At 71.4% G+C, this 3,934-nt stretch carries 1 protein-coding gene and 1 pseudogene; both read left to right on the top strand.

Annotated elements, in window-relative coordinates; all coding sequences use genetic code 11:
* Positions 1-3,062: FxSxx-COOH system tetratricopeptide repeat protein (gene fxsT, locus B7767_RS02515; protein ID WP_256923296.1), on the top strand; the 3,062-nt coding region annotated here is incomplete at its 5' end.
* Between the two features lie 457 nt (positions 3,063-3,519).
* Positions 3,520-3,934, top strand: a pseudogene (locus tag B7767_RS02505) (radical SAM protein); the annotation flags it as partial.

Genomic DNA, 3,934 nt, shown 5'->3' with positions numbered 1-3,934 from the left:
GGCTGGCGGCCGTCCCGTTCGAGTTCGCCCTCGTCGAGCAGGTGCGCCGGCGGACCGTCCCGGAGGCCGGCCCGGAGCACCTGGCCGAGATCCTGATGGGCGGCCTGATCGACTGGGGCGACGACGGCAGGGCGCGGCCCGAGTTCGCCGTGGGGGCCCGTGAGGCCCTCCTCGCGACCACGACCCGCGGCCAGTTGGCCAGGACCGTCTCGATCCTCGGCGAGCTGCCGGCGGCGGGGGCGCACGGTGTCGCCCTGCGTGCGGCGCTGCGGGATCCGGCGGGGGCGGGGCTGCCCGGCGCGTCCGCCGGAGCGTGGCAGCGGTCCGAACTCGCCGTCATGAGGGCGCTGTCGGGGCCCTACGCCGAGCGGGCCCGCCGGATCGAGGCGGACCTCGAGCCCGTGGCCGACCCCGTCGGCGTTTCCCGGCCTACGGCCGACGCGTCACGTGACGAGGCGCCGGTCCGGGCATCATCCGCATACACGGACTCGGTGACCTCGCGATCGTCCGGTGATTCCACGGAGGCAAGGCCTGGCATGAACACGACTCCGCCGCTCGAACCCGGCGCATCCGCCCTCCTGGTCAACGTTCCCCTGCGCAACACGTCGTTCGTGGGCCGTACCGCGTTGCTGCGCGCGGTCGAGGAACAACTCGCGGAGCAGGACACGGCGGCCGTGCTCCCGCACGCCCTGTACGGGTTGGGTGGTGTGGGCAAGTCCCAGCTGGCTCTGGAGTACGTCTACACCCACCAGCGCGACTACAAGGTGATCTGCTGGATCCCGGCCGAGCGCGACAGCCTGATCCTGGCCGCGCTCGCCGGACTCGCGGCCCGTCTGGGCGTCGCCGAACAGGACGGTGCCGGCACCCCCACCGCCAACACGGCGGTGCCGGCCGTCCTGGAGGCACTGCGCTCCGGGGAGCCGTACGACGACTGGCTGCTCGTCTTCGACAATGCCGAGGACGTCGAAGGCGTGCGCCGGTACTTCCCGACCAACGGGCCCGGCAAGGTCATCGTCACGTCCCGGAACAGGGCCTGGGAGCGGGTCGCCACGCCGCTTCCGGTGGACGTGTTCGAACGCAAGGAGTCCATCGAGTTGTTGCAGAGGCGCTCACCGGACCTCTCCGACGAGGACGCCGACCGGCTGGCCGAGGCGCTCGGCGACCTGCCGCTCGCGGTGGAGCAGGCGGGCGCGTGGCGCGCGGTCACCGGCATGCTCGTCGGCGAGTACCTGGAACTGCTCGCCCGGCGCAGCCCGGAGATCCTCGAACTCGAACCGGCGCCCGACTACCCGGTCTCCGTCGCCGCGGCGTGGGACATCTCCCTGGAGCGCATCCAGGAGAAGAACCCGGGAGCCCGCCAACTCCTCGACATCTGCGCCAGCATGGCCCCCGAGCCCATTCCCCGGTCCATGCTGCGCGGCAGCCGCGGCATCAACATCACACCCGAGGTCGACCCCCTGCTGCGCGAGTCGATCAAGATGAACCGCGCCATCCGCGACCTCAACCAGTTCTCCCTGATCAGGGTGGACCCCCGGGCCGACACCCTGCAGATGCACCGCCTGCTGCAGACGGTGCTCCTGGCCAAGCTGGACCTGGAGAAGCGCGAGCGGATGCGGGACGCGGCCCACCAGCTCCTGTCGGCCGCCAAGCCGGGCCCGTTCGGATCGTCGCTGGAATGGCGCGCCTACCAGGAACTGCTTCCGCACGTCCTCACCTCGCAGGCGGTGACCAGTACCGACACCTATGTGCGTGACCTGGTCTTCGACACCGTCTGGTTCCTCTACTACTGGGGCGATCAGCAAGGCGCCGCGGACTTCGCCCAGCAGGCCTGGAACACCTGGCACGAGGCCTCCGGCGAGGAGGACTACCACGTCATCCGCATGACGAAGAGCCTCGGGTTCCTGCTGCGTCAGAACGGCCGGGTGCCCGAGTCCATCCCGCTCACCGAGAAGGCGCTGGAGATCTCGCGCCGGATCGAGAACGACAGCGAGGAGCTGATCGACTCGCTCTGCGAGATGGCCGACGCCCGCGTCTACCAGGGACGCTCGGAGGAGGCCCGCACCCTGACCGAGGAGGCCACCAAGCTGGCCCGGACCCTGTTCGGTCCCGACGACCCCATCACGCTGCGCGCCACCCACGCCTGGGGCATCGACCTCCGGCTGTGCGGCAGGTTCCGCCAGGCCCTGCCACTGGACCGGGACAACGCCCGCCAGCGGGAGCGGCTGTTCGGTCCCGCCAGCTTCTTCACGCTCAACTCCCTCAACGCTCTCACCATCGACATGCGCGAGAGCGGCGACTACTGCAACGCGCGCGACTTCCAGGAGGACGTGCACCGCCGGGCACGGAACGCGTTCGGTGAGGAACACCCGCTCACTTTGCGCATCGCCTGCAACCTCGCGGTCTGCCGACGTCGTGACGGTGCGCTGGAGGAGGCCGGCCGGCTCTCCGAGGAGACGCTGAGGCGCTTCGTCTCCCGCTACGGGCCCTACCACTTCGACTCCCTCGCAACGGCGGCCAACCTCGCCGTCGACCTGCGCCTGGCCGGTGACCTGGAGGGCTCCCGCCGGCTGGCGGAGACGACCGTGCGGGGGTTCGAGCAGCGACTCGGCGTCGACCATGTGCACACGCTGCTGACCAAGGCGAACCTGGCCGCCACGCTGCGCGTGCTCGGGGACCTGGACGCAGCGCGGGAACTGGAGGACGAGGCCGCCCGCCGCATGGCCGACACACTGGGGCCCCGGCATGTGGTGACACTGACCACCGCGATGGGACAGTCCAACACGGCCTACATGCGGCTGGACTTCGGCCGGGCGTACGAGATCGACGAGAGCAACCTGGCGCTGCTCGCCGAAGCCGCGGGTGAGGAACACCCGTTGACCCTCTCCTGCACCGCGAACCTGGCCCTCGACCTGCGTGGCCTGGGCCGTGGGGCGGAGGCGGACGAGAAACAGCGCAGGGCGGTGGAGGGTTTCGGCCGCGTCGTCCGTCCGGACAACCCCTGGCTCCTCGCGGCACGCCTGCGCCGCCGCATCGAGTGCGATCTGGCACCCCTGCCGCTCTAGGAAGTCCGGAACACCAGCCGATGCGCCAGGTGGGTTCGGCCCTTGCGACGCTGGTGTGATTGAGTGGCCTGATCCTGCGATGTCGACATGGTGGGAAGGCCATGAGGAAACGGGGACACGGGGCATCGGGTGTCACCGTGCGAGAAGGGGGACACACCGTGGAAGATCCACCCGCTCCGCACAAGGCATCGGCGTCCGCCGATGAGTGGTCCACCGTCACGGATGCCCGTGGGTGGGACTCGGATCTGGCCGACCTCGCGGGCCTGCCCTTGACCGCGGTGGACGATCTCAGGCCGCTCGGCCCGACCGCTCGCGTTCTCGAAGAGGTCCTGCGCGCCCGCGGCGGCATCAGAGGCGGAGGCGAGGGGCCCGCCCGGGCCGAGTGAGGGCCCTCGCCGTGCCGGGGCGCCGTACCCGGGGCCCCGCACGCCCGTTCCCCCGACCGGAGGCACCGGTGATGACCAACGAGCACCCCAGTACGTTCCGCATGCCCGCCCCCCTCTTCGACGAACTCGCCGCCGGCGGTCACTCCGCCGAAGCCGTCGCCTTCCTCGAACAGGGCGAACGCGCACGCCGGTTGCTGCTGCTGCGCACCCTGCTCAAGCAGCTCTGGGACCTGCCCACTCCCCTCACGCCGGTCGCGCAGGCCTGGCGGGTCCTCAAGGAGGCGGCCGGGCGGGCGCCGGAGCCGGTCGAGCGGCTGCTGCTCGCGCCGACGACCGGCGCCTGGATCGCGCACATGCTGCGCCGGGCGCACGGCACCGCGACCGGGCCCCGGCTGTGGGTGGAGGCGGCCAGGATGAACACCCTCGCGGTGGTCGCCGCGCTGCACGCCGGCACGGAGGCGTCGCTGAGCGTCCCGCTGGAGGACG

Origin of the sequence: Streptomyces sp. 13-12-16 (genome assembly GCF_002114215.1) — a bacterium.
Lineage (GTDB): Bacteria > Actinomycetota > Actinomycetes > Streptomycetales > Streptomycetaceae > Streptomyces.
Note: the sequence above shows the minus strand (reverse complement) of the source record. Positions and strands in the feature narration are given on the sequence as shown.